Genomic DNA, 24,053 nt, shown 5'->3' with positions numbered 1-24,053 from the left:
CCGGTTTTTTGCCGCTTTCAATATTTCGTCTCTTAAACCCTGGGGTGTAAAACAATGGCTTTGGATAATGCAGAAACGGGTCGCATCCTGATTGTTGAGGATGATGAGCGTCTGGCAACCCTGACCCGTGAGTATCTTGAAAATAATGGCCTTCAGGTGTCGGTGGAAGGTGATGGTGGTAAGGCCGTTGAACGTATTTTGAGTGAGCGCCCCGATCTGGTGGTACTGGATCTGATGCTGCCGGGGGAAGATGGGGTGTCCATCTGTCGCCGGGTGCGAGGCCAGTATCATGGTCAGATACTGATGCTGACTGCCCGCACCGATGACCTTGACGAAGTGCTGGGGCTGGAAATGGGTGCGGATGATTATGTTGCCAAACCGGTCCGTCCAAGAGTATTGCTTGCCCGTATAAGAGCCCTGCTGAGAAGGGGCTCGGCACCGTTAGAAGACGAGCCGGAAGTGCAGAATAGCCTTCGCTTTGGCGCGCTGGTGGTTGATAACTCCATGCGTGAGGCCTGGCTGGATGACCAGAGCGTCGACCTCACCAGCGCTGAATTTGATCTGCTCTGGCTGCTCTGTTCAAATGCTGGCCGGGTGTTGAGCCGGGAAGAGATCTTTGCCCAGTTGCGCGGGATTGAATACGACGGTCAGGACCGTTCCATCGATGTCAGGGTTTCACGCATTCGCCCCAAAATTGGCGACGACCCGATGCACCCTCGTCTGATCAAGACGGTGCGCAGTAAAGGGTATCTTTTTGTGAAGAGCATGTGACAAATGAGTAAGTTGCTGGCATAGCGTCATGAGCAGTATTTTTCTTCGTATCTATGGCGGCCTGCTGTTTTCCCTGGTTCTGGTCTCAGTGCTGTCTGGCATAGTGGTCACTATTGTCAATGGTGTTCGATTGGCCGAGTACCGGGAAGATATGGCCCGAGGGACCTTCCGTCTCGTCTCTGAAGTACTGGCCGCCATGCCAGAAGAGCAGCGGCATAAGTGGCTGGGAGAGTGGGGACATAAACTGTCGATTCCTTTTTCAATGTTGCCTTTGGAGCGATCCGACTTCACACCTAAAGAGATTGAGCAGCTCTCTTTAGGGGGGATTGATGTTCAGATGCTGACGGAAAAGGCCGCAGTTATTACCGCCTTGATTGATGACCGGTGGTTGTTGCAGGGACGGGTGGCGGAGATATCTGAACAAATGGCAAGTGGTACCATTGTTTTTCTCAGACACCTGCTCAGCCATTACTCTGCGGATGAGCGAGTGACGGTATTGGCTCAGCGATCCGGAGAATCGCTGAGCTTTCCTGTGTCCATTGTTCACTCCGCTACGTCGTTAACGCCCCTGCAAAACACCCAGTTGCAGCAGGGCAGTATTGTGACTGTGTTGAACATCAGGGATGAATCGCTCCAGCTCTATGCCCAGATGAAGGACAGTGATCAGATACTCCATCTTGGTCCATTGAAATTACTGAACCCTTATCCTTTTAAACTGATCCTGACCCTGGGGCTGTTCGTCTTGATCTCTCTGAGCCTTGCCATCTATATCCTGGTCAGGGGAATGGAGAAGCGGCTGCGAAAACTGGAAAGAGCGGCGACACGCTTTAGCCGGGGAGACTTTGAAGTACGGGTTAATGTTGGCGGGGCGGATTCCATTGGTCGCCTGGCCATGGCGTTTAATGCCATGGCCGACCATATTCAGCGTCTGCTGAGTCTGCAAAAAGAGATGATTCATGGCGTATCCCATGAATTAAGAACCCCCGTAGCAAGGTTGCGCTTTGGCCTGGATTTGATTGCCGATGCCAGAACACAGGAAGCGCGGGAGGCCCAGCTGGAGGGCATGGACCAGGATATCCAGGAACTGGATCATCTGGTGGATGAGTTTCTGACCTATGCCAACCTGGAGCAGGGAACCCCGACCCTCCGTTTGAAACGTCATGACGTTGATAAAGTAGTGGCCCAGGTGGTTGGCGAGCATCTCAGATTACAGAACCGGGTTGAGATCGAGCATATTCCCTGCAATGTGTTAAACCCGAGGCGGTTTGTCGAAATTGACCGGCGCTATATTCATCGGGCGATACAGAACCTGGTAGGCAATGCCTGTCGCTATGCGGACAGTAAAGTTCAGGTGCGTTTTTCATCCACCCAGGACACTTGTCGTATTGATGTGGATGATGACGGGGCCGGGATTCCGGAAGAGCAGTGGGAACGGGTATTTTCTGCTTTTTCCCGACTGGACGACAGCAGAACACGCAAGTCAGGAGGCTATGGTCTGGGGCTCTCAATCGTCCGGCGGATTATGTACTGGCATGGGGGGCGGGCGCTGGTCAGCCACAGTCCCCTGGGGGGAGCCCGGTTCAGTCTGGTCTGGCCCAGGAAGCAGAGGCATTAAAGTTTCTGATGTTTCCGGGAACGTCTCCCCGGGAACATCAAGAAGATCTTGAAGAATTTCAAGAAAGTCCTCCTGGACGCCTTCCTCTTTGAGAATATGGAAGGCAACGTTCTGGGTTGAGAAGCCGGGTTTCAGGACATAATCATAGTGCAGGCGGCCTTCACTGTTGATCTCAGCGCTGACATGAAGATTTTGAAACCTGTCCGGGAACTGATCAGCCAGTGAGGCCAGCCGGGCATAGTGGGTAGAAGAAATGCTGATCGTCCCGGGTAAATCGCCAATCGATTTTATATAGGTGAGTGCACCGATCTCCCCTTCTTCAGGGCTGGTATTGCTGAAAATTTCATCCAGAAAAGCAATGCTGAACTGACCAGTCTCCAATGCGCGTAATGCCTCCAGCAGCTTGATAGCGCGTTTTGATTCTGCGCTGAAACTGGAAACGCCAGTAATCATTTCAGGCTCAATGACGGTATGAATAAAGGAAAATGGTGTCAGTTTAAAGGACGCAGCCGGAGATATACCCAGTGTCTGCGCCATAATGACGTTGAGTGCAGCAGCAATCATGGCATTGGATTTTCCTGCAGCATTCGGCCCGGTAATAATGATATTGGTCGGTGCTATGGCGTGGTTGGCGGCAAGGTCATTGGAAACCGCAATGGCAGGGGAGAGCAGAGGGTTCCAGAAGCCCTGAAGCTCGATACCCGGTTGTGCTGATACTTGATATTGTGCAAAGCACAACGGATTATTTTCCCGGTAAGAAGACGACCGCAGCAGCTTGGCAACGGTCAGCCAGGCATCAATCTCACCGGTGGCCTGCATAATCCTGATCAGTGGGATGTGGTTTCGGCGCAGCAGCATCAGGCTTCTTTTGTAGCGTCCCATGTTGGTTACCAGATAGGTGAGTGTGTCGGGTGTTTTCTCTGGCGCATCGTTTAACAGTGTGGCTATCTCCTGAATCTGGGTGGAATTGCGAAATTTCAGGAAGCCGCTGTCATGGTCCAGAATATCCTCAAGGGCCGGGTGATGCCGGGCCAGTTGCTTTAGTTCTCTGGCGCTGGCCAATGCTCTTCCGGGTCTGCGGCTGCGCTCCATGACAAACGTGTAAGCGGCCCGATTATCCTGAAAGAGCCAGTATGATTGATAAATGGCGATCATTTGCAGTACCGCAAAGCTACCGAAGGTGAAAATTTTGACCGGTGGTGGAAGCCCCTGAAAGTGATCGTGCATTTCAGAGATGGCCAGGTTCATATTGGCTGGCAGGTTGATGGCTGAATTGAGAAGCCCATGAATAATCCCGTATTGCGAGTCAAACTTGCCAAGCAGCGTCGACCCGATCAGGCCGATAGGTACATTCAATGCACTCATAACACTAATGATGTCGTTTAATCGGCGGGCAATCTCTTCATAGAAGGCATCGGAGGTGAGCCCCGGAATGTATGTCTGGTAATCAATCTCATCAAAATGGGGGCTGTTCACGGCATCAGAAGGGTCGAGCAGGGCAATGAGTCCATCTTCATCCGCGGCATAGCGGATCAGTTGCTCCTCAATCTGAAAGATGACTTTGGGGTGATCCAGCAAGTATTGAAGTGCGTTTTGGCGTTTTTCAAGAACCTCTATATCCGTAATTGGGGATATCAGCAGGTTGGCCAGCATAATTTCACCAGCGACCGTCATCGGAGAGCCTAAATTGCCGAGCAGGCTATGTCCGGGGTTTTGTACGGTGCCACTGAGAATATGCAGGTCTTTAACGGCATGATGGGTCATTATCTCGTTGCCCGTTTTATGAGTACGGGAAAAATTTTGCAAAAGAATGCTGCGTCTTTCTCCCGGGGACAGAAGAATTTCAGGTAACTCCTGTTTCTGGTTACGCGAGTTTATGGCGTTTTTGTATTTATCTGCGGAGTGGATTTTTGCCAGGTGATCATGTATCAGCTGATAAGTGTTGGTGATCTCCATGCCTGCGTCAGCATTAAGACTTGTGGTAATGGATGTGATTAACAGGAATATTAAATAATCAGTGGCTCTTGATTTCATTGGGTATTTTCGATGGACAGTTTTTATTGTTTAACATTTCATGTTGCACATCAGAGGCCTTTGGGTAATCAGGGTTACAATCCCGGTTTTTTAGGCCAATGAGCGGATTTATTGTCAATTGAGCAACTCATATCCCCGTAAGCTTGTGTAAAAATAGATGAGAAGCCATAGTCTCGCCATACACTGATGATGTGATCCATTTCAAGCGATTGATCGAGGGAGTAAAGCATGTCATTCCGTCTGGAGATGAAGGTTCGCGACTATGAGTGCGACCTGCAGGGAATCGTCAACAACAGTGTCTATTTCAATTATCTGGAGCATGCACGGCATGAGTTTCTGCACGCTAACGCTATCGACTTTGCCAGGCTGGCTGCAGAGAAAATTCATCTGGTGGTGCTGAGAAGTGAGATGGATTACAAAATGTCGCTGGTACCCGGGGACGAGTTTTATGTAGAAGTAGAACCCGTGCGACTTTCCAAACTGAAATTTGGTTTTAAACAGAAAATCTTCCGGAAACGGGATAACAGGCTGGCCATCGATGCGCTGGTTATTGGTACATCAGTGAACGCTAAAGGGCGGCCTTTTCTATCAGAAGACATTGACCGGGTATTTCCACTGGCATGACAAAGGATAAAAACGTCAGCGCTTGTCTGACGTTTCTGATCGTTATTTGTTCAGCAGTTTCCTTCCGGCAAAATAATCCAGACTGACATAACGTCCGGCTCCCTGGAAAACCAGCACCAGCAACATCACCAGGTAGGTGGCGGCAAACTCAATGCCATTGTTCAGAATCACCGGCTTGCCAAACTCGGTAATATAGTGGTAGCGGCCGGGATGGTTTGACTTCAGCCAGCCCAGAAACCCATTCAGTCTTTGGGTTGCTTCAGCGGCGTGTTCATTGGCAGCAAAGCTGCCCGGGTCAGCAATGGCCTGCCAGCCATGGGGCCAGTGCACCGCGAAAATAGCCACCAGCATAGTGATGATCAATGGGACTGAAATCAACCGAATGCCCAGGCCGGCCACCAGCAGCACAGCGCCGATAATCTCTGTCCAGGTCGCCAGTGCTGCCATCAGCCAGGGGAAGGGGAGGGCCAGTCCATGCTCAAACCACACCACAATATCGTCAAAGTGCGCCAGTTTGTTGGTGCCGGCAATCCAGAAAATGGGGGCAAGGTACAGACGCAGGGCCAGCAATGGAAGCCCATCAGCGTGATGGAGGTAACCTGCTGTTTTTTGGTAGAGTGACAGGATCTTATTCATGGCTGATTCCCTGGATGTTCTTATTGAGTTATTCACTCAACGTTTCAGCCGTGGGATTGTTACAGTGTGCAGGTCATTTTTTCATTCCGGGTTTGTAACGATATGGACGATGAAGCGTTAATAATAAAACAGGCACAAAATGGTGATCAGCAGGCGTTTACAGTGCTGGTGAAGCATTACTATCGCTTGATGCGCTTCGTTGCCCTGCCGATTGTGGGCGAAAGTGATGCCGATGAGATTGTCCAGGAAGCCTGGTTGACGGTGCATCAGAAACTGCCTCAATGGCAGCCCAGAGGCAGTTTCAAGGGATGGTTGCTGACCATTACCGCCAATGAAGCCCGTTCCCGCTATCGTCGGCAGAAACGTGAGCTGCTGTCCGATGCTCCGGAAGAAGCGCCGCTGGCCCATCGTTTTAAAGAAGATGGCCATTGGCAACAGCCGCCTTCCAACTGGCACATCGATGGGCCGGGGGCGCTATTGGATAAACGGGAACTGATGGACTGCCTGAACCATAAGATCACCATGTTGCCGGAGAAGCAGCGTCTGGTGTTTGGCTTGAAAGATTTCAGCCAGATGTCACTGGATGATATTTCCGGTTTTATCGGTGAGTCCGCAGCCAATGTCAGGGTTCTGCTGCACCGGGCGCGGGCAACGCTGTATTCCGGTATTGAACAGTTTCAGGAGACAGGCCGATGTTGAAATGTCGGGATATCGAGCAAATGGCGGGTCAGCTTCAGGATGACGAGCTGAACTGGCAACAGCGTCTGAGTATGCGAATGCATTTGATCATGTGCCACCATTGCCGACGTTTTCTCAAACAGTTTGCCGCCATTAAAAAGCTGGCAGAGCACTCCGTCAGTGAACCGGCGTCTGATGATGAAGTGAAGTCGGTCATGGATAAAATTAACGGTTCACCCTGGGAGCCTGACCGAGAATAGACTGCCCTACGCGGCAACTGCTCCTGCGTTGCCCTAGCTCCTGCATCCATGCAGTCGTGCGGTGGCAGCAAATTGGTCTAAAAATCCGCTTTTGTTCGGCAAATAGCCCCGCTATTCACCTCACAAAACCGAATTTTTATCCTCAATTTTCTGCCATCCTCGCTACGGGCGCTATTCTCGGTCAGGCTCCCAGGGGTAGAGTGCCCCTGGGTTTTTTAGTCATAACTGTCGAATATTATTCTTGCTTTAAAGCCTTCCCACAATCAAACCCAGTTGATAAAAACGCATCAATGCCTGCTCAGCATAAGGCTTGACCCGGGTTCGCTCAGCCGTCGTCAGATGTTGCAATGTCTGTTTGATAAGCTGCTCCCGGTTCACCGGCTGATCCAGGGTGGAGGCAGTTTGAAAAAGCTGCCAGGCCAGTGCATCCACCGTCAGAAACCGCGTTTCATTTTCCTGACGGTAAACAATCAGCAGGGTTGGTTGTTCGGGAGCGGCCTGTGGTTGAAAGTCACGGCTGACGGTATGGACAGGGTATTGGTAGGCGGCGGCCACGGCATTAACCGACCATATCAGTGCATCTTCACAGTCTGAAAAAACCGCGATTGCTGTGGCGGCTGGTTCGTCCTGTTCATTGCCCAGCAACAGGGTTTCCAGCCATTCATAGTGGGCCAGTTCCCGGAGGAACGGTGGCAGAGTGTGGGACTTATCAGTCACTGGATTAGTATTAAGCCAGGCCAGAAACTCCCCGGAGATATCAATAAAGTAGGGGGAGCTGGCAGGGTGATCGGCAATAAAGCGATCCACCAGATGATTGAACGCCTCCTCCGGCAATAACTTTTTCAACACCGGGAAGCCTTGGCTGACAAAGTTAGATATATTGTTTCGGATCAGCCGGGAGTAAACGGCAAAGCGTTCCGGCTTTATCTGCTCAAATGGATTATCAGTCTGATGACGTATAGCCTCGGTAAACTGCTGTTGAACTATCTGGAAATCATCCACAGGCGTACTCCTTCTGCTGATGCATCACAGAGTGCTGAATCCGGTGTATGGAATCGAGCTCTTCAACCAGTTTATCCAGTGGCGGAATATTAAAGTCCCGCTCCAGTAGCGTTGGGAAAACGCCGTGGTATTGGTAAGCTTTGCCAAGCAGCTGCCAGACATCATCGCGAACTGGTGCGCCATGACTGTCGATAATAAGGTCCGGCTGCTCAACATAATGACCGGCAATATGGCCGTAGCTGATACGCTCAGTGGGCAACTGCCTCAGAAACGTATCTGCGTCATAACCATGATTGACGCTGTTGACAAAAATATTGTTGATATCCAGCAGCAGCTCACAATCCGCAAGTTCCAGAACCCGATGAATAAACTCAATTTCCGGCATCTGTTGCCCGGGAGCGCAGTAGTAAGAGACGTTCTCCACCGCAATGGGCTCACCCAGAAAGTCCTGGGTCTGTTTTATCCGGTCCGCCACGTAATGTGAAGCCGCTTTGGTAAAGGGAATAGGCATCAGGTCATAGAGATGCCCCTGGTCAGAGCAGTAACTCAGGTGTTCGGTGTAACGAACTACCTGATGCGCCTGTAGAAATGCCCTGATATCGCGCAGCAGATTCATATCCAGCGGTGTCGGACCACCCAGTGACAGGGAGAGACCGTGGCAAACCAGCGGTGTCTGATCGAGAATCTGCTCCAGCAGCTGGCGTCTCTGTTGCGGCGCTTTAATCCAGTTTTCCGGAGCAATCTCCAGAAACTGAACAGAGGAGGGCACCTTTTTGGCCAGGCTCTGAAGATGCTCCCGGCGCAGGCCAAGGCCTGCACCGCTGAGTGAAGGAACAGGCTTCATCAGGCGGCTCCGCACTTGCCTTCGCCGCATTTGCCTTCTTCATCCTTGCTGGCTGATTCGCCGCACTTGCCTTCACCGCATTTGCCTTCGTCCGCTTTCATGGCACTGTCGCCACCGCATTTGCCCTCGCCACACTTCCCTTCGTCCGCTTTGGCCGATGCCGAAGATGCACCACATTTGCCTTCACCACATTTGCCCTCATCCACTCGTTTTTCCGCCAGCACAATGCCCTCGTAGCCCTGGTTCAAAGAGCTGATGGAGCCGGTCATATCGGCACTGACGGTGACGGATGCAGCGGAAACCAGGGTGGCAGCAACCAGGTTGGTCAGTTTGTTGGTTTTTGTTGTCATGGTGACTCTCCTGTCGTTTTTTAACCGACCGCAAAGTGCGGACTTATCAATACAACGGGAAAGTCGGTGGGATGTTACAGATTCGTTGAAAAAAAATGGAAAAATAATTTCAGGCCGGTGGTTCCGGCCTGAAAGGGCCTTTATAAAAGGCCAAAGCGGAAAATAGTTTTTTCCTGATAGGTTTCACCGGGATTCAGCCGGGTTGAAGGAAACTCCAGCCTGTTGGGGGAGTCCGGAAAATGCTGGGTCTCCAGGCAGAAACCTGCCCGCATACCATATTGGCTGCCACCCCGTGCAGGCTCACCTGCCAGATAGTTGCCGGTATAGAACTGCACTCCCGGTTGAGTGGTAAGTACCTCCAGGGTACGACCACTGTCTGGTTCTTCTACTCGGGCGACAGGTGTCAGAGCGCGATCATTCCCCCTCTCCGTCCAGATAACCCAGTTATGATCGTATCCCCTGGCCTGCTTCAGCTGAACAAAGTCTTGGGCGATATCCTGACCAATAGGCTTCATAGTGGTGAAATCCATGGGGGTGTTAATGACTGGCTCAATCTCACCGTATGGAATGGACGTTTCATCCGTTGGGGTGAACTGGCGGCAGTGCAGCAGCAGCCGGTGGCTGAGACAGTCGTCACTGCCATTAAGGTTGAAATAAGCGTGGTTGGTCAGGTTAACCACGGTGGGGGCGTCCGTCGTTGCCCGATACTCAATACCCAGCTCATTCTGGTTATTCAGGGTGTAGATCACGTTGACACTCAGGTTACCGGGATAACCCTCTTCACCATCTTCTGATTCATAGTTAAGGGACAGTGTGCTTATGTCGTCACTGGTCTGGGACTCTGCCCGCCACAGGTGATGATCAAACCCAACCTTGCCACCATGCAGGTGATTTGGTGCATTGTTGCAGGCCAGCTGAAACGGTTCACCCTCAAGTTCAAATTCTCCCCTGGCGATACGGTTGGCATAACGGCCAACAATGGCACCAAAATAAGCACTGGACCGCTCGTAATCCGCCACCGAATCACAGCCCAGGGTGACTTCGCCCATATTGCCTGCTTTATCCGGCACACGAATGCTCTGGATAATACCGCCCATTGTCAGGATGGTGACTTCCATGCCTTGCTGGTTACAGAGCCGGAAGGCATACACCGGTTTACCGGAGCGAGTGGCTCCAAACACTTCCTGAAAAATCTTCATAAATACGCCATTGCCCTGGAAAACAAATCGCCAACTTTCATAACCCAACTTGCAGAGAAAGTGGAGTGAGGTCTGAGGAGTGTTCACATGGAAAATTGTGAACATCCCTGGTAGGTAAAGAAAAATTCACGCAGTCAGCGTTATCACCAAAGATAGCTATAGTATCCAAGGCTTGTATATCAATTCACTGATGGACATCATGCCCGTGGGTATTTTTAGCACATTTTGTAACCGCTGATCGTATGCCAGTGCTGTTGGGCAATGACTACACCATCGGGCAGCAGAGCTGCGATTATGGCCCGGCCTGTTGCACCACCGGATCATATTGGTTCGTCATGTCGTGAGCGTGATATGGCCACTGATGATCTCCAGCCATTGCGACATCGGCCTCTATGCTCTATAACTATTAACTCTGGGGGCGATTCGGATTCGACGACGGTATTGAACCCTGAGGTGCATGCCGAGGGCGTAGTGGTTCTCGTTAATCAAAACACTACAAACCTATTAGTTGCCAATGATAGCAACTTTGAAGCTGCAGCAGCCGCTGCTTAATCGTACTTAACACTACGAAGCTTCCAGTCTAACCGGCTCGTCTGCTGGCCGGTATTCAGACTGTCATCGTAAGCGGGCTCGCCACGATCAGCAGGTCTCTGGCTGACGGGTTAAAACCTGTGAGAATCGCACTGAAGAACCCCGACCACTGGGTCGCTACGGTGTAAAAACTAAAGGTGGATCTAAGCATGTAGAGCCAAAGGCTGAGAGCTGGCGGACGCGGGTTCAAGTCCCGCCGCCTCCACCACATATAAACCTCGTAGGTTATTCATCTACGAGGTTTTTTATGGTTGACCAGAAGGTAGTTTTGTCTAATCGTTCAGAAAGTGTCCAACCGGATTTTTTTGAAGTGAGTCGGATTGGCTCAATACACACAAATAGAAATAATTTATACACTGGTGATTCATGAGAACCAATATTTCAATGGCATGAAGCTTCCAGACAGAAAGTGCTGGGTATTCAGCGTCGGAGCCGACCACAGCGACAACCCCTATGGCACGGTGGATATTGAGAACATTACTGAGACAATTGTCGAATTGCAGCATCATAAAACCTGCATGCCCTGTCGTGTAGATATTTGCCAATTTCGTACATTTTGTAATGGCCAACACTGGCACCAAAAACAACTAAAGACAATACAAGTGATTGTTCATCAATTATTGAATCATCTTGCTTGAGTTCCAGATACTTAAGGTATGCTTCGGGAGTCGTACGCTTGGCAAAATAATTCTCGGCGGGTGAACTGTAAAAAGCATTGATCTGATTGCAAATAGCGACGGTTGCCACTCCAGTACACACTGAGAAGATGCCTTTTTTAATCAATTCAGCTGATGATATTGGTGATAATGCAGGAGGCATTTGCAGATTGGCTGAAATTGCAGAGTTGTTGACAGGTCCCACGGTATAACCTCGATTGAAATGACAAATTATTGATTTTTTTATCTGTGAGATCAGGCAAAGTAGCTGCATGTCCGGTTGTATATGGATTTAGCTATGGACGTACCAAGGTTATACAAATCAGTCAGGCCACCACTGGCAGAAAATATGACTATCGGGATTAACACATCCTGGACAGTAATGCCAAAATCGTTGAGTTTAATGTATTCAAGACGTTGACCATGAGGCAGGTTATCGAAAGCAAAATTCCTGGCAGGCAATTCATGCTTCCGGCGAATTTCATCACAGGCAAAGGCGGTAACAAATCCAGCTTGAACTGAGAGATTGGCTTTTAATCCAACCTTACTCAACTGTGAAAATATTGTAAGAGTCTCCGAATTCCGTGGTGGTATAGTTGCCACGGAATTATTGGCAGTAGAGAGCGTTAGCATTTATGAACCTCTAATCGAATTTTTTAGGATTATTTGACTAAACAAATATTGACCACGCTGACAGAAGTAAAGTTCAATCCAGCGTATTTTTTTATAAGCCTTAATCTTGCCTGTGCAAGACAGCTCAAAGCGAATAGTCAGGCAGAATGGCGAATTATGGCGTTAACAGAACAATCGTTCCGTATATGAGATGTGCATCAGATATATTGATTTGTTATGCCTCCTTACCCCTCTTTTAGAAACAGCTTCGATGGAATCGCATTTTTATGGTCAAAAGAAGTATGTATCCGACCTTCACCACCCCTTGGTAACATTTTGATTTTAAACGATTAAAAATCGTGCCAACCATATATTCGAATAGAATATATGCTTCAAAATCAAATGATTACGTTATTTTGGTGGTGAAAGTGGGATGTATAAATCTAGGACTAAAACTATATGAATCCAAGTTTTTGGAATTTGAGGTGTTGAGAGACAGCGGCATCACTGACAGTGGGCTGTCCCAGTTTATGAAAGTGGTGCAGGCGCTTCAGAGCGCCTTACTATTCATGCTCAAGAATATGAGAGATGTGGTTTGATAGTGGAGTGTTATCATGAACTGTCTTTATTAGATTCTCTACTTCCTGAAAAGTCCTCCCCGAATAAATGGCATCAACTCTTAAACCAGATGGATCTCCTTTAAATAAAACATTGTTGGGATTATTTGGATCTTCTACAATATTACAGGCTTTACGAGGTGCCATAAGAAATACATGCCCATTTTCAAATAACCCTGTGAGCAAAGGGTATACTTTATCACTGTATTTAAGGGTTGTGTTACTCAGATTCATAATTGCATAGAGATTTTTTATATTTACTTGCTTTGGCTCATAATTAAGCCCTGAGCGGTGGTCATATTCATAACGTGTATAAGAATGTTCAAATATGCCTGAGTTGTAAATTGATATAAAATTCTTATATTTATCAGGATTTGCTATTGCTTCCATATTCTTGAATTGAATTGGACGCTGTAAATCTTCGATAGCCCTTTGATCAATAGATTTGTTGGTATTATGGCATGTCTGCTCCAGTTGGAGTTCGTCAGGCTGAGCCAGTTCATTTGCGTTAGGTTGAATCGCCTCAACTGGCAAATAGTTGAAATTGCCAGGTTGTCGCTGTTGGTCTTCTGTTGAGTTTGCTGATTGCGGTAGAGCTTTGGGCAATAATTCTGTTGGATTATTTGAAATATTGGTTAGCATAAGATCGTCATTAAATTTTATTTACCTATATTTTTGATCCTAAGTTTACAAAAAAGTTCCATTTACGGAAATTTCCTGGCTGCTACACAGTTAATAGTCCAATTCCCTGTTCCCTCTTAACCATTCCCTCACAAACTGTTTTATTTCAGCCAGCAGATTTGACTCACTTATCTGACAGCATTCCAGTTGTCCGAAATCGCAGGTAACCCCATTGCCTTATATATGCAGTTACTCCCTTTTTCCTGATTAAAGCAGTCAAGAGCCAGTGGATTTCTCACCTTTACAGGGAAGGCCTGCCTCTGATCACTTCTGCCAACCACAAGATAATAGCCACCTGTCGGTTTGTCATGGAACAAGGCAATGACCATGCTTTTGATGTGCTCGGCCCTGGCCCTTTCAACGCTGGTGGTTGGTCGTTTTGTGTTTGTCCCGGCTCCTTCAACGATCTGTTTCAGTGTGGATATAACGTCTGAGCCAAAAAGTGTCTCCAGAAATGTGTGTCTTTGCTGAGCTGTGAATAGTTCCAGCCGCTTGCAGTCTCTGTAATCAAATAAGGGCCTGCCAATGAAATCGTCGTACATCGCCTTGGCCATAAGCTCGAACTCCTGATCAGCAGGAGATGCTTTGCGCTCCTGGTCATATCCCCAGCCGAATGGATATTGCTTCAGCTTAAAGAGTCGTAATATATCATCGGCGTATTTCCGGACACATTGGCGCTGACTCTCTGAGTGTCTGGAGGCTCCTTTGTCAAACTCAGCCAAAAATTCCCCGCGAGTCCATTTTGCCGGATCCCCTTTGACATCCCAGCTTTTTGGAAAGACCACTGATTGTTTCAGCAGGTGCAGCATTGTTCCATCAATATTGCCCCCGTTGCCAGGCACTTTTTTATTGTCTGCTATTTCAGAGAGTTTTCTTGCCGAGGGTGGAGCAATCTTTTCGGCAATCTGGCGGTAGCCTACGGTTTGTGAAAACTTGTGGACACATTCGCTGGGTTTCATGGCCTGCTGTTTGACCCGGTTAAGATCACTGACAATGGCTTTTGATTTTTCTGCACAGCGCTCTTCCAGAAATTGATCCAGCTCTTTTCTTTCAGGCTCGCTTTGACAGTTTTCTACAAACTTCAGCACCGCATCTGCAATAGCCATATCCCCCTTAAGCTTGCGGATGTCGGCGATTGATGGGTAGGTTTTGGTGACAGTGACAGGCTTTGCTGTTTCCCTGGCAACAGCTGGTTTGCTGGTGACAGGTTTTGCTGCGGGCTGTGGAGTAGATGGTTTCGACCTCACTGGCGCTGGCTTTGTCTCTTCTTCTTTGTTCTTTTTGGACTGTTCAAGGAATTTCCACCCCTCTTCAAGTGTTCTGTCTACCTCCTCCATTTCCTTATCTATGGCTTCGCGGCGCTTTCTTTCCACTTCTGACTCTTTTTGGCCATCATTATTTGAGTCTGGCTCATTGACACCAGAATCAGAGCCCGGGTCTCTGCTCTCTGGAGCAGAAGGGATAGAAACTCCAGAGTCTCTTACCAGTGCGTTTACTTCATTGCTCATGAAGTTAAAAGCGGAAAGTGTCTGTAACCTGCGAAGAAGGGATTTATCGGTATCCGATTCAACCTTCTCCAGAGCATCTTTAAACGTGGGGTTACTGAAGGCTTCCGATATGCAGGCAGTTCTGACGTCGTCCATCAGCATGCCCAATTTCTCGGTCATTTGTTCGATCGCATGCTTGATGATTTCGCCCTTTGCTTTCATTCCTGCTGGCATTTGTCTGTCGAGCTGATACACGCGTCGTACGAACTCAGTAAAATGATGTGCTGCTTTTTCCTTATCGGGAGAGACAAAGTCGTGAGCCCTGAAAGTAAATAGCTCTTTTAATTCCAAAATGGCTTTTTGTCCCTTCCCCTCTCTGATTTTTCTCAAATTCTGGGAAAGTTTAATTTCAAACGTCTGATAACCCTGATCAGGTAATTCAGGAATAAAAGGGAGTGCTATATCTTCATCGAACAGTTCATCCAGCTCTGAGTCTGAAATTTCAATCTCATCGGCTTGCTTCCGGGAAGGTGGCTCTTTAGGCCTTTCCGGCTCTTTAGGCCTTGCCGGTTCTTTAGGCCTTTCCAGCTCTTTAGGCCTTTCCGGCTCTTTCCTCTTCTTTTTGGGTGCTGGTTTTTCCATCTCTGGCATCATCATGCCGAACAGTTTTTCATGTTCCAGGCAGGAAGCCTTGTCAGCCCGCCTCGGGAGAAAAGTGTGTACTTTGCTGACAACCTGGGGGTTGTACTTGTCGAGGCTTTTCCGGGTGGACGCAAAACTCTTACTGAAATTAAATGGTTGGCCTGGATCTTTATCTCCCCGGTGGCAAGTCTGTTGCTCTGTATGGGCAGAGTCACTGCCACGGCGGGCAGCAGAAGAATGTGTGTCCAGTTTGTATAGAAAGAGCTGGTTATTAGTATCCACTTGATAATCCCTGACTTAAATAACTTGAGTTAATTAAAGTTGGAGTTTTGTGAGTCCAAAAAATTCAATTTCAGCTCAGGGAATTCATCATTAATTTATAAATTACTGAATAAAAAAGTTATTTTATACTCCTTTGGATGCGTTTAAATGACGGTTTATTTGGGATAATAGTACCTATTAGCTCTCCGCAGGGGGGCAATTCTCAAAACTAACTGGATGCAGGAGCTAGTACATCATTTCGATGAGATTGATATGTACAATCTCCGTTCACCCTGAGCGGAGTCGAAGGGTGATTGGCACAGTCTTTATGCAGGGTATGGTGTTTAAGCTCTTCGTCCGTGCATCCTGAGCCGAAGGGCGCTCAGGACGAACGGAGCTTGGGAGTCATTGAAAAAGGAACCCATCAATTACATTGAAACCATTTACCAGAGCAACGCAGGAACAGTTGCCGAGAGTGACTGTCCACTTAATCAGAAAATATGATTTCATTTGGTTAACTACTTATATAATAAACCGCTAGAATCAACCCTCTATCGAAGCAATAAATGATTTAAATAATGAAAATCCCGGTTGCTTCCGGCCAGCTTTGCCATTATGTTTAACTGTTTTTTTATACAGTCTGGGTTTTCTGGTAAACGCAGATGCACCGATTAGCCTGTCAGATTCATTACAACCAGCAAAGCATGGAGACTTCAGGGACTTGTTACACATTATTGATGATATTCGGCAACAAGCCGCCTTGAAACTTGATCAAGCCAAACGGAGCGAGCAAGGTCAGTATATGACACCCGCTCCAACAGCTGAGCTGTTGGCGTCCATGTTTGATAATCTCAGCGGCGATATCTCATTGCTGGACGCAGGGGCAGGTGTTGGCTCCCTGACCGCTGCTTTTTTGCAAAGAGTGGTTCAGGAAGGCGATGTCAATAAAATTACCGCTACCGCCTACGAAACCGACAAGGTTTTGATTAATAACTTGCACAATAGCATGGCTCTGTTTGCCGAAGTTGCAGGGGAGCAAAAGATTCAGTGGCACAGTAATATTATCCCGGCCGATTTTATTGAGAGTGCTGTCAATCAATTGCAGGCGATTTATGTCGATGCAACCCCTATAATTCGTTACAACAAGGCGATTCTTAATCCACCTTATTTCAAGATCGGCAGTAAAAGCCGCCATCGAAAGTTACTCCAGCAGGTAGGCATCGAAACCGGCAACCTCTATTCCGCCTTTGTTGCACTTGCCATCAAACTTCTTGAGCCTGGTGGTGAACTGGTGGCCATTACCCCGCGCAGTTTCTGCAATGGCCCGTACTTTAAAGGATTCAGGGATATCCTGTTAGAGGATACTGCACTCAAGAAAATCCGGGTATTCAACAGCCGTACGAAAGCGTTTAAAGGCGACAAAGTCCTGCAGGAAAATGTGATTTTCCACCTGGTAAAGGGGGAGCCACAGGGGGATGTGGAAATTTCATCCAGCAGTTGTGCTGAAGACCCAGAACCGATTATTCGAATCACCCCTTTCCATGAAGTGGTTAATTCAGATAATCCAGACCGTTTTATCCATATTGTGACCTCAGAGCAGGAAGCCGATATCGCCGTTAAGGTGGGCGGTTTGCCGTGCTCATTGTCTGATTTGGGTCTTGATGTCAGCACCGGAAAAGTGGTTGATTTCAGGACCAGGGATAACCTCAGAATGGAGCCCGAAGCGCAGACTGTGCCACTGATTTATCCCATGCATTTAAAAAATGGTTCTATCGTATGGCCAATAAGCAATGTAAAAAAACCGAATGCCCTGCTTAACAACAGTGAAACCGCCAAACTGATGGTTCCCAACGGCACTTATATATTGACCAAACGACTGACAGCAAAAGAAGAAAAACGCCGGATTGTTGCCTCCCTCTATGAACCGTCTGTTGCTGACGTAGACGTTGTAGGCTTTGAGAATAAAACCAACTATTTTCATGCCTTGGGCAAACCGTTGCCGCAGGATCTTGCCAGAGGCTTATGGCTGTTTTTGAATAGCACCATTGTTGATCAATATTTTCGGCAGTTTAACGGGCACACCCAGGTCAACGCCACAGACCTGAGAAACTTGCGTTACCCCACAATAGAGCAGTTGCAAGCTTTAGGGCATGGAGCAAAAGGAAGCTCGCTGCCATCTCAGGAGGAGATCAATCGTCTGGTGTCGGCTATTTTATAGACAGCGGATCACGCTTGCAAAATATGAATATTTCTTGATGGGTCCTCCTGAATCCACAACCAAGTATCATCAGCAAGGTTTTTCAATCGGCCCTGTCGATCTGCCGCCTTTCTCCCAAAGAGGTTTCAGCCAGTAATCCCTTCCTTCACGATCAAGCTTAGTATTCTGGCCTCTTTGTAAGATACCAATATGTGCTCCAACGTGAGCTGTAGCTGCGCCATCTTTGAATGCTGTACCAATGGGTGCCTTACTGAACCAGTTGGAGCGGGTATCCAGGAGAGCAAAAACAGCATCCACCATGTCTGGTGTTTTTCGGTCAATTCTCTGAAGTACTTCAGCAATTTTCGTCTTTGATATTCCGGAAAACTCTTCGGGCACTGCGGTCCCTTCTTCAGAAATCAGTTTGTTTCTCAGTGCAATAGCATCGTCGACTACGCCCATGATTACTTCAACCTTTTGGCACATGTGCGCGAATTTTATCGATCTATTAGAAAGGAATATACAACGGAATACTTCTGACTAATTTACACAATAATTCGACTCAATTGCTTATCTGAGCCGCCTGGTTCCGTGTTTTTGTAAAATACTCGCATTGCAACGTATCAATGCTTGCGATTATCCGGGGTGCTCAGCCAAGGATAATCCCATTTTTCCCATATTGGGGATGGGATACCGTTTCTGAACTTAGTACCATTGTCTTCTAGTCGTCTGCTGCGCTCAGCAGAAGTAATATCAAAGGAGACGTTGCTATGGATCGTATCCATCTGGCACAGGTGCCACGAAACAACCAGGGCAAGATCAGTTACTCGTCTATCCCGTCCATGGCAGTGCGGGTGATGGTGGCTGAAGAGGAACTGTCGGTTCTGCAACGGCGGGTGAAGCGGCACCATGATGTTCGTGACCGGTTGCACATTGGTGAAGAGGAACTGGCTGGGCTGGAGGCGCATATTGCTGATTTGGAAGAGAAGTTGGTTGAGTGGCGGGCGTTACTGGCGGAGGCGTGAAAGCGGTTACTTTTACAGCCTGATGGTCACAGCCGCCAGAGTCTCTTCACTGAGAAAAATAAGACATCCACATTTTTCTTGATCATTCAGACATCTCGACTACTTTTTAAGCATCAAAAACTTAAAGATCGCTACTAAAGTCATGACGACTGCTCGGAAAAACTTGATAGACCCAGTCTGTACACCTTATTACCACTGCATGGCTCGCTGCGTTCGTCAAGCCTTTCTCTGTGGTAAAGATTCGTTTTCCGGCAAGGACTGCGAACACCGTCGCCTATGGGGGGAAGACCGAATTCAACAGCTATCGTCAATCTTTGCATTGGAAGTTTGTGCTTATGCGGTCATGTCCAATCATTACCACATCGTGCTTTACATCAACCGTAAACAGGCCAGGAGCTGGTCTACCAATGAGATTCTCACTCGTTGGTCTTCCCTATTTTCAGGCCCGATGCTGGTCCAACGATTTCTCTCTGGCGAACAATTGCGCGAGGCAGACAAGCTACGGGTGGATGAGTTTGCTGAAGAATATCGTTGTCGTTTGATGGATATCGGCTGGTTTATGAGATGCCTCAACGAACATCTGGCCAGAAAAGCCAATAAAGAGGATAACTGTAAGGGAAGGTTCTGGGAAGGACGTTACAAAAGCCAGGCGCTGCTCGACGATGCGGCTCTGCTGACTTGTATGGCCTATGTTGATTTAAACCCTGTTCGAGCCAAAATGGCGAAATCGCCAGAGACCTCTGAATACACTTCTATCAGCAAACGGACGAAATACTACTCAGCTCCATCCGGCAAAAAGCAACCTGCCAAATTGAAGCCCTTCAAAGAGCCAGGACAAAACCCTGACCATGCATTGCCTTATGCACTCAGTAGTTATTTTGAACTGGTTGACTGGTCGGGAGGAATTGTTCGTCAAGGTAAGCGAGGTTGTTTAAACGACAACATTCCCTCAATACTTAAGTTTTTTGATATTCCGCCGGATGAGTGGTTTAAAACCATGCAGTGGAATAACCGTTTCTATCGGGCCGTTGGTACGCTGGCATCACTGAAAAGTTATGCTGAAAAAATGGGAAAGTCCTGGATACATGGTCAGAGTACCAGCGCTTTGCTATTTGCAGGCTAACTTTCCGTCCGCCATATTGTTGAAGCTGAAAAAAACTCTGACTTCAGCCCCTGTCCTTCACTACGCTATAGACTCTGGCAGCTCATAAGTGAACATTTCTGAGTTCTGATTGCTTTTCTCTTCCTTGACTGTGACTTTCATTTCCGCAATTAGCGAACGAAATATTTGATTATCCTGGCTTTAAAATCTTTGGGTGTCCTTTTCTTCCCTTCAAAATCTTTGGGTGTCCTTTTCTTCTCCTTTTCTTCCTTGTCAGGCTAATGAATGATTAATCATCATTCGGCTCTTCAATCTGCATATTTCTCAGTACGCTCATGGTCACAACATCCGAATCAACCTGACGATGGGTGTAATAACGCCAGGCGAATAAAGCACCGAGACCCAGAGCAGCCGCCACCCCTATAGAAATCCCGACAATGGCCCCAGTGCTTAGGGTTGTTCCTGCCTGGACTCCTGTTACCAGGGAGGTTAATGCTGTTGAGGCTCCGGTATAATTCACCAGTCCGGTATTCAGCGTCGATGGAGCACTTGAACTTGGCAGGGAGGAGGGTGCAAACAGCAAATCCGTTGCTGTACAGTTCCCGTAACCTTTTGAAGGCTGATTAATTACCCGACAATCATTGGTCACAAATCGTTGATCAGCAATATCACACAACTGATCTAAAGAGGACTGGGACACATTGCCGACATTTTGCAACCTGCCGTTTACAGTGACGTTCACTGCCTGAACACTGTTTGTCATTTTAATAACAGAGGGGTGACTGGTAGAATAGATGAATTGATCCATCGATCCAGCAGCAATACCTCTTTCTGCATATTTACCTCTGGCAGTAATGCCGCCTCTCACCGCAATAATGTCCTCTGTTTTTCCCCCATTAAAATAACCGGTCCCAATGGCAGCATCAGCGTAATCTCCGGAGGTATTGACGAAACAGTCAATGGCCCTGGTATCAAGAACCTCACATCGAGTTTCACCCACACCAATGGCGGCTTCCGCGCCATCTCCCAGGGTCGTTACATTACATGCTATTGCTGTTGTTCCTGCTAGCAGTCCACCAGATTTACATTCACCAGCACCGATACCAGCATCTGAAAAAACTCCTTCGGTCTTCACTGAACTGTTCACAGCGGTCAACTTTTCCAGTTTGCCCCCGTCATATATTATTCCCCCACCAATGCCGGCGAAACTATCAGTCGCATCCGTTTCAACCTGACTGTCCAGAACGGTAAGATGGTTAATTCGGCCCTCAACGATTCCGGCACCAATGCCGGCGCGGGAGTGGTCACGATTTGTTTTGACCCGACTGTTGTTTACAGTCACATGTTGTATATCTCCTTCAGCCCTACCACTGACAATACCAACAGCTCCAGATTTACCAGTACTGGTCACTGAGCAATTATTGACCCCAACTTGCTCAATATAGCTATTCTCCTGCTGGTGGCTTGTTATCACACCTGCATGAGTCATCGATGCTGCGCCACGCTCGCCATCCTTGTTAGTCAAAACGCTGGAATGTTCTATCAGCAGGTTTTCCAGACGGCTTCCTTCGCCCATTTTACAGACGACTACGGAACTGTATTTATCATTACTCTCAACATGGGCCTGCTCCATGCGCAGATCACGGACAACACCATGCTTTGCAACCTTGCCAAATAAACAATGTCTCTGACCAGTGATCTTATGGCATCCGCCATCGTAATCCCCATAAAACGGCTGATCTTCACTGCCAATGGTGACATCGCAGTTGATATCCTGAGTCTGGACATAATGACCCGATAACGGGTAACTGTCATTTTGGCCAATTTGTTCCAATGTTTCCCGGTTTGGTACCGGAATCGGGCGATCCGTTGCATTGCTCGGTGCAGGTGTAGCAGCAGAAACGGGTATCTGCCCCATAGTGACCATGGCAGCAGCGGTGAGCACTTCCCGGGTCATACTACTTTGGGCGATCGGTCGGCGCTTCTCACCGGTACATTTTTGCCCGGAAAGCTCTCCCTTTACAGCATCTTTTTCTTGCATGTAGTCAATGGCTTTACCGGCAAAATTACCAGCGAAACATAATTTAGAAGCCACATCAGCCAACACTTTCACTTGCGGAACCCAGGCTCCCGCCAGTTGAGCGACTAATCCAGCACCCTGGCAGATATCATTCAGCATTGATTGGCTGGGTAGTGCAACTGGCTTTGAATCATACGGCACTGATTCATTATTATTGGCTGAAGGCTGCTGGTAATCAGGAGAGAGCGACTGAAAAAAAGGAATGACGGCAGAGCGAACAATGACACTCAAACCATTTAACTGCCCGGTATTACCCGTCCCAGTGTTCTCCTGCTCGGGAGATGTACTGAAAACGTTGCCCGGGTATGTTACTGCAGCATAATTCTTTTCGGTTGGTGTTTGCATACTCTTTCTCCAGATTCATGAGGAAAATCATAATCATTGTGATTGCTTTTAATAACAAAAGACTAATGCACGACTTTAGACGGCATCACGAGTATAAAAAAAGCAATGAAAACAACAGTCAAACGACGATATTCTGTTATTCATCTCAACGCATCCCATCTGCCGAACAGATTAGAGGAGGAGGGATAAATCGCCAATTTGAAGCAAACCAGAATTCAGCGAAGCAGTGTCGATGACCTTCAGCCCATTATCGATGGTTATAACGTGCGATAATTACTGAACCGTGAACTCGCGTATTGCCATCTTTTGAAGGGGTAGTATGCTCAGTTAAATCCAATGTTATATCGTGTTCAGGTGTTTGATGAGTGAGCAGGAACCTGCATTCTGGCAGGTAAAATCGTTAACCGAGATGACGCCCGAAGAGTGGGAGTCGCTCTGTGATGGCTGTGGTCGCTGCTGCCTCAATAAGATTATTGATGCGGATACGGATGAGATTCACACAACGGCGGTAGCCTGTCGGCTGCTGGATCTGGAGACCTGCCGCTGCAGGCATTATAAACACCGTCGCAAGTATGTGGATGACTGCATCAAGTTTACCCCGAAAACCCTGCATGAGCATTTGCCATGGCTGCCGGACAGCTGCGCTTATTATCTGCTCTACCATGGTTATGACCTGCCACAATGGCATCCTCTGAAAACCGGAAGCTCGGACTCTGTCCATGAATCCGGTTTCTCCATCAAGGGCAGGGACATCGCTTCAGAAGAAGATGTTCCGGCCCCTTCGGACTGGTTTGATTATATTATCAGGGTGAAATAAGGCGGTTTCTGAACGACTTTCAGATTACGGCCTCAGTGATTGGATGGTGTGTGTGGCACCTGCGCGGACGAAGTCAGCGTCACAGCCAGCGGTGACCAGGCTGAACCCTTTTTTTCGCATACGATCAGCGAACTGTGGCCCCATGCAATGAATGGCTGCGGGAACATTATGTTTTTTGCTGCAGGCAAGGATATGTTCGATGGCCTCCATAACGGGAGCATCATAGAGGTCAGGTTGGGGCTGACAGCCCAGGGCGTAGGACAGGTCAAAGGGGCCAATATAGATGGCTCCCAGTCCTTCGGTGCTGAGGATATCATCCAGGTTATCCAGAGCCTGACGGGTCTCTATCATGACCATGGGCAAAATGGTCTCTTCTGCTTTTTCCGGGTAATCACTGCCTGCATAGATCATCGCCCTGCTGGGGCCAAAGCTGCGGTTGCCTTTGCCGGGGTAACGGCAGGTGGCGACAAATTCCCGGGTCTGCTCTGCGGTTTCAATCATTGGGCAGATAACGCCATAAGCACCGGCATCCAGCATCTTCATAATGATGCCCGGATCAAGCCAGGGAACCCTGACCAGCGGAGTCACCGGGGTGGTGGATATGGCCTGCAACATGGCCAGGGCTGATTCAAAGCCAATCATGCCGTGCTGCATATCGATGGTTATTGAGTCAAAACCCTGGTGGGCAATCAGCTCCGCCGTCATTGGGCTTGGATGGATAAGCCAGCAGTTGATGGCTGTCTGGTTCTGCTGGAAAAGGCTCAGTACCTGATTCTTTCTCATTGTTGATCATTGTTATCTATTTGCTGTGGTCAAAACAGTATAGCCAACGGACGAACGGGTTAAGCGGCGGCTTTTCTGTATGATAATTGATCCCAAGGCTTGTCAGCGGGGTGGAAAACCTTACACTAGCCGTTTGTCTGTCCG

General features: G+C 48.2%; 22 protein-coding genes and 1 other RNA gene. 10 read left to right on the top strand and 13 right to left on the bottom strand.

Annotated elements, in window-relative coordinates; all coding sequences use genetic code 11:
* Positions 1-54: 54 nt before the first annotated feature.
* Together ACO6VE_RS06405 and ACO6VE_RS06400 are read left to right on the top strand one after the other, a co-directional pair.
* The gene (locus tag ACO6VE_RS06405; protein ID WP_422450025.1) at positions 55-771 is read left to right on the top strand and encodes a winged helix-turn-helix domain-containing protein; all 717 of its coding nucleotides are present in this window, start codon (positions 55-57) and stop codon (positions 769-771) included.
* Between the two features lie 28 nt (positions 772-799).
* Positions 800-2,386, top strand: coding sequence for an ATP-binding protein (locus ACO6VE_RS06400; RefSeq protein WP_422450026.1), 1,587 nt, complete (start codon positions 800-802; stop codon positions 2,384-2,386).
* Here the strand turns inward: ACO6VE_RS06400 and ACO6VE_RS06395 are convergent.
* The gene (locus tag ACO6VE_RS06395; RefSeq protein ID WP_422460381.1) at positions 2,276-4,420 is read right to left on the bottom strand and encodes a MutS-related protein; all 2,145 of its coding nucleotides are present in this window, start codon (positions 4,418-4,420) and stop codon (positions 2,276-2,278) included. The genes ACO6VE_RS06400 and ACO6VE_RS06395 overlap by 111 nt on opposite strands.
* A 228-nt stretch (positions 4,421-4,648) precedes the next feature.
* Between ACO6VE_RS06395 and ACO6VE_RS06390 the strand changes: the two genes are divergently transcribed.
* A complete protein-coding gene (locus ACO6VE_RS06390) occupies positions 4,649-5,044 on the top strand; it encodes an acyl-CoA thioesterase (protein WP_422460379.1) in 396 nt (131 codons plus the stop codon).
* A gap of 42 nt (positions 5,045-5,086) precedes the next feature.
* On the opposite strand, the gene ACO6VE_RS06385 is transcribed toward ACO6VE_RS06390, so the two are convergent.
* The gene (locus tag ACO6VE_RS06385; RefSeq protein WP_422460377.1) at positions 5,087-5,680 is read right to left on the bottom strand and encodes a DoxX family protein; all 594 of its coding nucleotides are present in this window, start codon (positions 5,678-5,680) and stop codon (positions 5,087-5,089) included.
* A gap of 102 nt (positions 5,681-5,782) precedes the next feature.
* Between ACO6VE_RS06385 and ACO6VE_RS06380 the strand changes: the two genes are divergently transcribed.
* Positions 5,783-6,379: an RNA polymerase sigma factor gene (locus tag ACO6VE_RS06380; RefSeq protein ID WP_422450030.1), complete on the top strand. Its 597-nt coding sequence runs from the start codon at positions 5,783-5,785 to the stop codon at positions 6,377-6,379.
* Entirely contained in the window at positions 6,373-6,618 is a 246-nt protein-coding gene (locus ACO6VE_RS06375) for a zf-HC2 domain-containing protein (RefSeq protein WP_422460375.1), read from the top strand. The genes ACO6VE_RS06380 and ACO6VE_RS06375 overlap by 7 nt, the downstream gene beginning before the upstream one ends.
* A 246-nt stretch (positions 6,619-6,864) precedes the next feature.
* On the opposite strand, the gene ACO6VE_RS06370 is transcribed toward ACO6VE_RS06375, so the two are convergent.
* The 4 genes from ACO6VE_RS06370 to ACO6VE_RS06355 all read right to left on the bottom strand — a co-directional run bounded on the left by ACO6VE_RS06370 (position 6,865) and on the right by ACO6VE_RS06355 (position 10,013).
* Positions 6,865-7,620 (bottom strand): DNA-binding domain-containing protein, encoded by a 756-nt coding sequence (locus ACO6VE_RS06370; protein WP_422460373.1) that lies wholly within the window; start codon positions 7,618-7,620, stop codon positions 6,865-6,867.
* On the bottom strand, positions 7,613-8,464 hold the full coding sequence (locus ACO6VE_RS06365) for a DUF692 domain-containing protein (protein WP_422460371.1): 852 nt from the start codon (positions 8,462-8,464) through the stop codon (positions 7,613-7,615). The genes ACO6VE_RS06370 and ACO6VE_RS06365 overlap by 8 nt, the downstream gene beginning before the upstream one ends.
* Complete coding sequence (locus ACO6VE_RS06360; protein ID WP_209202496.1) at positions 8,464-8,814, bottom strand: hypothetical protein; 351 nt, start codon at positions 8,812-8,814, stop codon at positions 8,464-8,466. Before ACO6VE_RS06360 ends, ACO6VE_RS06365 begins: the two co-directional genes overlap by 1 nt.
* A gap of 140 nt (positions 8,815-8,954) precedes the next feature.
* Positions 8,955-10,013: an aldose epimerase family protein gene (locus ACO6VE_RS06355; RefSeq protein WP_422450035.1), complete on the bottom strand. Its 1,059-nt coding sequence runs from the start codon at positions 10,011-10,013 to the stop codon at positions 8,955-8,957.
* 414 nt (positions 10,014-10,427) lie between these two features.
* Between ACO6VE_RS06355 and ssrA the strand changes: the two genes are divergently transcribed.
* Positions 10,428-10,812: a transfer-messenger RNA gene (ssrA, locus tag ACO6VE_RS06350) on the top strand.
* 269 nt (positions 10,813-11,081) lie between these two features.
* Here the strand turns inward: ssrA and ACO6VE_RS06345 are convergent.
* The 4 genes from ACO6VE_RS06345 to ACO6VE_RS06330 form a co-directional block, all read right to left on the bottom strand.
* Positions 11,082-11,465, bottom strand: coding sequence for a hypothetical protein (locus tag ACO6VE_RS06345; protein WP_422450036.1), 384 nt, complete (start codon positions 11,463-11,465; stop codon positions 11,082-11,084).
* Between the two features lie 50 nt (positions 11,466-11,515).
* Positions 11,516-11,812, bottom strand: a complete 297-nt coding sequence (locus ACO6VE_RS06340; RefSeq protein ID WP_422450037.1) for a hypothetical protein — start codon at positions 11,810-11,812, stop codon at positions 11,516-11,518.
* Positions 11,813-12,435: 623 nt separating this feature from the next.
* Positions 12,436-13,131 (bottom strand): hypothetical protein, encoded by a 696-nt coding sequence (locus ACO6VE_RS06335; RefSeq protein ID WP_422450038.1) that lies wholly within the window; start codon positions 13,129-13,131, stop codon positions 12,436-12,438.
* A gap of 167 nt (positions 13,132-13,298) precedes the next feature.
* Positions 13,299-15,581 carry a hypothetical protein gene (locus ACO6VE_RS06330; protein WP_422450039.1) on the bottom strand — a complete coding sequence of 761 codons (2,283 nt, stop codon included), beginning with the start codon at positions 15,579-15,581 and terminating at the stop codon, positions 13,299-13,301.
* A 700-nt stretch (positions 15,582-16,281) separates the two neighbouring features.
* On the opposite strand from ACO6VE_RS06330, the gene ACO6VE_RS06325 reads away from it, so the two are divergent.
* Entirely contained in the window at positions 16,282-17,778 is a 1,497-nt protein-coding gene (locus tag ACO6VE_RS06325) for an Eco57I restriction-modification methylase domain-containing protein (RefSeq protein ID WP_422450040.1), read from the top strand.
* A 69-nt stretch (positions 17,779-17,847) separates the two neighbouring features.
* On the opposite strand, the gene ACO6VE_RS06320 is transcribed toward ACO6VE_RS06325, so the two are convergent.
* Entirely contained in the window at positions 17,848-18,243 is a 396-nt protein-coding gene (locus ACO6VE_RS06320) for a hypothetical protein (RefSeq protein WP_422450041.1), read from the bottom strand.
* Between the two features lie 284 nt (positions 18,244-18,527).
* On the opposite strand from ACO6VE_RS06320, the gene ACO6VE_RS06315 reads away from it, so the two are divergent.
* Positions 18,528-18,782, top strand: coding sequence for a hypothetical protein (locus ACO6VE_RS06315; protein WP_101745073.1), 255 nt, complete (start codon positions 18,528-18,530; stop codon positions 18,780-18,782).
* A 199-nt stretch (positions 18,783-18,981) separates the two neighbouring features.
* Positions 18,982-19,905 (top strand): transposase, encoded by a 924-nt coding sequence (locus ACO6VE_RS06310; protein ID WP_422460369.1) that lies wholly within the window; start codon positions 18,982-18,984, stop codon positions 19,903-19,905.
* A 268-nt stretch (positions 19,906-20,173) separates the two neighbouring features.
* On the opposite strand, the gene ACO6VE_RS06305 is transcribed toward ACO6VE_RS06310, so the two are convergent.
* Entirely contained in the window at positions 20,174-22,309 is a 2,136-nt protein-coding gene (locus ACO6VE_RS06305; protein ID WP_422460367.1) for a hypothetical protein, read from the bottom strand.
* 361 nt (positions 22,310-22,670) lie between these two features.
* Between ACO6VE_RS06305 and ACO6VE_RS06300 the strand changes: the two genes are divergently transcribed.
* Positions 22,671-23,126, top strand: a complete 456-nt coding sequence (locus ACO6VE_RS06300; RefSeq protein WP_422460365.1) for a YcgN family cysteine cluster protein — start codon at positions 22,671-22,673, stop codon at positions 23,124-23,126.
* Positions 23,127-23,150: 24 nt separating this feature from the next.
* Here the strand turns inward: ACO6VE_RS06300 and ACO6VE_RS06295 are convergent, their stop codons facing one another.
* Positions 23,151-23,909, bottom strand: a complete 759-nt coding sequence (locus ACO6VE_RS06295; protein WP_422460363.1) for an HpcH/HpaI aldolase family protein — start codon at positions 23,907-23,909, stop codon at positions 23,151-23,153.
* Positions 23,910-24,053 lie beyond the last annotated feature (144 nt).

The sequence above is a fragment of the Endozoicomonas sp. ALB115 genome (assembly GCF_049310245.1).
Classification (GTDB): domain Bacteria; phylum Pseudomonadota; class Gammaproteobacteria; order Pseudomonadales; family Endozoicomonadaceae; genus Endozoicomonas.
The sequence above is the reverse complement of the archived record's forward strand: the minus strand, read 5'-3'. Positions and strand labels throughout refer to the sequence as shown.